Raw genomic sequence first — 4,139 nt, 5'->3', positions numbered from 1 at the left:
GAATAGCTGTTTTAGTTTTTTATTTCAACATGAGTATGTACTAGTGAGATACGCAACAAAATTTATAATTTAATAGTTTTTTTATAATTAAGAATGATATCTTTTCTGCATAGTTATTTTTCTGCGTAGTGTTAGGTAGTTAGATGAAAAGTAATAGTATATATCTTTTGTTTATAACTTCACTGATTGTTGTGTTGGGTTGGTCTATAATACATAGCGAAGACAAAACTCAGATCAGTGATGAATACCCTCATATTGCACAAAAAGTGGACCAAAAAATAGAGCAACAAAATCTTGCTGATAATGATGTTGTTACTAATATGAAGAATTTTGCATGGAGAGCGGTCAAAGTTGTTGGCACTATTAGTTTGATTAGTTATATTTACTTTGCCAGTGCATCCATGTCTGGAAAAGCGAAATTATCTTTACCGCCTTATAATCCAAATATAGGAGATAATAAGCAGGGTGATAATCAATTATCTCAAATTGTGAAAGATATTAATCCAATAATTCCTTTTGTAGAAGAGCAAAAAATTAATGAACAAAAAACTCCATTAACAGAAAAAGAAATAGAAAGATTACAACAGTCACGAAATGTTTATTTAGGCATATCTACGTGGGTTGCTACTGTTCAAGGTGTGTCATTATGGTTGTTTCCAATTGTTCCAGTAAATCCACTTCTTATTGCAGCTTCCACAGCTAATGCTCTAGCAAGTGTATATTATCATACAAAAATATTACCTTGAGTAATGTATATAGATAGTTATCTTGTTCTACTCTTTTTTTAAAATAGTAATTTTTTAGAATTATCAAGTATTCTAAAAAATGGAACTGTGTATAAGTCTTTAAAGTAGAATATTTGTCAACTTAAAGATAGCCAAGTTTTTGCATAACATCTTTTATTAAATTTTTTTGTTCTTGTTTGCTTGTTTCAAAAAGAGCTCGTCTCTCTTTTTGAAACGTTTCAGGATTAGCTCCTTGTCGTTTTAGTATACTAGTTCCGCGTGCAATTGCTTGTATCTGTTGTTGCAGGTGATTGTTATAGACCATATTATATTCATTAAATTTAATATAATCCTCATATTTTTTTGTTGAAATAGTAAACATATTGTAATCTTTCGATATCTCTATAGCGTATCCAGGAGCTACAATTATTGCGGCTATTACTGTAATTGCATATATCTTTTTGTACATTTTTACCCTAAATGTTAGTATTAGAAAGTTATTTTTTGTACAAAGTATATAGTGAATTTCATAAAATGATATTGCAACCAAGAGAAACGTAGACGTTTTTTCCGTCGTGCTCTTTATACGATCCGTAAGCTTATTCAAGAAGGGTATAATATTATTGGTTACACACCGTGGTCATCACATGATAATTATGAATGGCCATCTGAAGCACAGAAAGATCCTTTTGATAGACCATATGGAATGTTTGCCGTTGATACTCAGCAGGAAGGATTTCCACGAACATTAAAAAAGGGTGCTAATTATTATGCTGCGTTTGTAAAAGAATATTTTTCAACAGAACAAGAAGAACAAATAATTCATCATAATTGGTAAGATAATGGAGGAGAGAGTGGGATTCGAACCCACGATCCCGATCTCTCGGAATAACGGTTTTCAAGACCGCCGCATTCGGCCGCTCTGCCATCTCTCCATCTATCTATGTAAAAGAACTCATAATTTGGCGCGCCCGGAAGGAGTCGAACCTGCAACCTTCAGATCCGTAGTCTGACGCTCTATCCAATTGAGCTACGGGCGCATATATTTCAATGTAAATTTTAAACTTTATCGATGCACCTTAGCGTAGTATGATGGTGGAGAGAGAGGGATTCGAACCCTCGTGCCCGGTTTCCCAGACTCTTGCTTAGCAGGCAAGCGCTTTAGGCCGCTCAGCCATCTCTCCTTTAAAATGTCAATATATAGAAAAGAATACTGTTATTTGTTATTTTTTCAAGTAACTTCGTAAACTTTTTGTTGAGATACACGATTTTTAAAGTATTGTGTAGTAATTTTATGGTACATTACACTATGTTCTAATGCTAATATTTATTGATTAGGAGGCTATAATGGCATTTATTTTTGATGTTAAAGTTTTTCCCGGTTCTAAAAAAAGAGGTTGGTTTCTTGATAAAACAGGGAATTTAAAATGTTATTTAAAAAATGTAGCAGAGCACGGCAAGGCAAATGATGAACTTATAAAGAATCTTTCAAAGGCATTGGGCGTTTCCTTAGATATGATTTCTATTTCTTCTGGTATGCAATCGCGTAAAAAACGAATAAAAATTGATATTGAAATGAGTTACAATAAATTGTTAGAACTTCTTGGTATTGATTGGCAAAGTGATATGTTTAGTTGATAAGGAAAATATGCCATATTTTAAATGGGTTGGTACTGATATTGCTGGTGTTACAAAAAAAGGTAAACAATCAGCGCATTCACCTCAAGATTTATCAAATCTTCTTTTACGACAAGGTGTTGCATTATTACATTTTAAATTCGTTTATGTACCATCATTTTTGTGGTTGATAACTGCTAAAATAAAAGGAAATCTATTTCAACAAAAAGCAAAAATGTTGCGTGCGGGGTTATTATTACCAAATGTTTTTGCTATTGCTGCTCAGCAATCTCATAATCCTCTACTTTATGATATACTTTCTACTATAAGTTGTGATATTCAGCAGGGAAGCCCTTTTGACAAATCTCTCGAAAAACATCCTTATCTTTGTGATCGTATTGTTATGGCTATGCTTATTGCAGGCAATGAGTCAGGTAATTTGATAGGCGCTATGGAAAATGTGGCGCTTTATTACCATAAACAATATGCTTTCAGTAAAAGTATTCGTTCGGTACTTGCTATGCCTTTATTAACATTGCTTTTTTTTATTGGAATTAGTTTATTTATCTTTATTTTTATCATTCCACGATTTGTTGATATGTTTAGCTCTTTAAACCAGGAACTTCCTGCGCTTACGCGCACTATGATTAGCATGAGTGAGTATATTCGTAGTGTTTCTATGGTGTATACTATTGGTATAGTGACCATATTATTAGGTGCTATTCATTATTATTTTACCAAGCTAAATAGAAAAAAATGGGATGCGATTACTATTAAAATTCCTTTTATTGGTAGTGCAGTGTGGCAACATTGGATGGGGCAGTCCTTGCAGGCGCTGGCGCTATTAGTTAATAGTGGGACTACGCTGGTAGCGGCTCTTAAAATAGTAAGCGAATCAGTAGATAATTCGTGTGTTCAATTTCAGTTTGAGACTTTATATGACGATGTTTCGTCCGGGCAATTATTGAGTAATGCAATGGCGATATCATCGGTTTTCTTACCAGAAGTAGTTGCGTTGGTTCTCGTTGGCGAAGAAACAAGTACGCTAGGGCAATCGCTGGAAAGCGCAGCATCTGTTTATAGTGATAGATTAGATGAGTCTTTACGTCGCTTTGTCTTTTTTTTACAGCCACTAGTTATTCTCTTACTAGGTTTTTTAGTAACAATTCTTATTTTTGCGGTATACTTACCTATAATGCAGTTGTCTCATATTGTATAATAAATAGTGCAAACTGTAACGTTGGTGTGTTGTTTTTTGATGAAATATTCCTAGGGGGGATGCTACTAATGGTGTTAATTTTATTATTAATGATTATTTCTTTTTTTCAGTTTACGTTAGCAGATCAGACATTAGTCAATCAGGCAGCACGTGTTCTTGATAGCGGCGAGTATTATGTATCAGCACCATCTATTATTGGTGATCGTGAATGGAAAGAGTTGCAGCTAGATCGTGTAGTGACTACTCTTGATCGTACAACAACATCATTTGGTAAATGGGGATTGAAAAAATTATTGTGGCCTATTTCAGATAAAAAACAATTATTACAGCGGAAAAAGATTATTACCTTTTTGGTTGATCATCCAGAAGATATGCGCCTTTTTCAAAAGCAACTTGAAAAAGTGCGGGACGTTGAACGATCATTATTATCATACTGGGATAAAAATGATGTATTGAATCGCAGTTGTGAAAAATTTTATTTTTCCATGGTTGGATTACATGATCTCAATAAAAGTAATAGCGCATTAAACATTAGTACTTTTTTAGAAATGTTTAATTCTTGTGAACGTTTATTAATG

Annotated in this window: 5 protein-coding genes, 3 tRNA genes and 1 pseudogene; 5 read left to right on the top strand and 4 right to left on the bottom strand. The window is 33.5% G+C overall.

Annotated elements, in window-relative coordinates:
* Positions 1-143: 143 nt before the first annotated feature.
* Positions 144-746 (top strand): hypothetical protein, encoded by a 603-nt coding sequence (locus tag VLB80_03080; GenBank protein HSC25169.1) that lies wholly within the window; start codon positions 144-146, stop codon positions 744-746.
* Positions 747-867: 121 nt separating this feature from the next.
* Here the strand turns inward: VLB80_03080 and VLB80_03075 are convergent, their stop codons facing one another.
* Positions 868-1,194, bottom strand: a complete 327-nt coding sequence (locus VLB80_03075) for a hypothetical protein (GenBank protein ID HSC25168.1) — start codon at positions 1,192-1,194, stop codon at positions 868-870.
* 87 nt (positions 1,195-1,281) lie between these two features.
* On the opposite strand from VLB80_03075, the pseudogene VLB80_03070 reads away from it, so the two are divergent.
* Positions 1,282-1,563: pseudogene (locus VLB80_03070) on the top strand (family 1 glycosylhydrolase).
* Between the two features lie 5 nt (positions 1,564-1,568).
* Here the strand turns inward: VLB80_03070 and VLB80_03065 are convergent.
* The 3 genes from VLB80_03065 to VLB80_03055 form a co-directional block, all read right to left on the bottom strand.
* Positions 1,569-1,660: transfer RNA gene (locus VLB80_03065), tRNA-Ser, on the bottom strand.
* A 28-nt stretch (positions 1,661-1,688) separates the two neighbouring features.
* Positions 1,689-1,765: transfer RNA gene (locus VLB80_03060), tRNA-Arg, on the bottom strand.
* A gap of 53 nt (positions 1,766-1,818) precedes the next feature.
* Positions 1,819-1,909: transfer RNA gene (locus tag VLB80_03055), tRNA-Ser, on the bottom strand.
* Positions 1,910-2,072: 163 nt separating this feature from the next.
* On the opposite strand from VLB80_03055, the gene VLB80_03050 reads away from it, so the two are divergent.
* The 3 genes from VLB80_03050 to VLB80_03040 all read left to right on the top strand — a co-directional run.
* On the top strand, positions 2,073-2,363 hold the full coding sequence (locus VLB80_03050) for a DUF167 domain-containing protein (protein HSC25167.1): 291 nt from the start codon (positions 2,073-2,075) through the stop codon (positions 2,361-2,363).
* Between the two features lie 10 nt (positions 2,364-2,373).
* A complete protein-coding gene (locus VLB80_03045; GenBank protein ID HSC25166.1) occupies positions 2,374-3,561 on the top strand; it encodes a type II secretion system F family protein in 1,188 nt (395 codons plus the stop codon).
* Positions 3,562-3,629: 68 nt separating this feature from the next.
* The coding region (locus tag VLB80_03040; protein ID HSC25165.1) for a hypothetical protein at positions 3,630-4,139 on the top strand (510 nt) is incomplete at its 3' end.

It is taken from the genome of Candidatus Babeliales bacterium, assembly GCA_035455925.1.
Taxonomy (GTDB): Bacteria; Babelota; Babeliae; order Babelales; family Vermiphilaceae; genus SOIL31.
The sequence above is the reverse complement of the archived record's forward strand: the minus strand, read 5'-3'. Positions and strand labels throughout refer to the sequence as shown.

What these genes read in the sequence shown, in the direction of transcription:
- VLB80_03075 (HSC25168.1), bottom strand. Translation starts at nt 1,194, where the DNA reads ATGTACAAAAAGATATATGCAATTACAGTAATAGCCGCAATAATTGTA.
- VLB80_03050 (HSC25167.1), top strand. Translation starts at nt 2,073, where the DNA reads ATGGCATTTATTTTTGATGTTAAAGTTTTTCCCGGTTCTAAAAAAAGA.
- VLB80_03080 (HSC25169.1), top strand. Translation starts at nt 144, where the DNA reads ATGAAAAGTAATAGTATATATCTTTTGTTTATAACTTCACTGATTGTT.
- VLB80_03045 (HSC25166.1), top strand. Translation starts at nt 2,374, where the DNA reads ATGCCATATTTTAAATGGGTTGGTACTGATATTGCTGGTGTTACAAAA.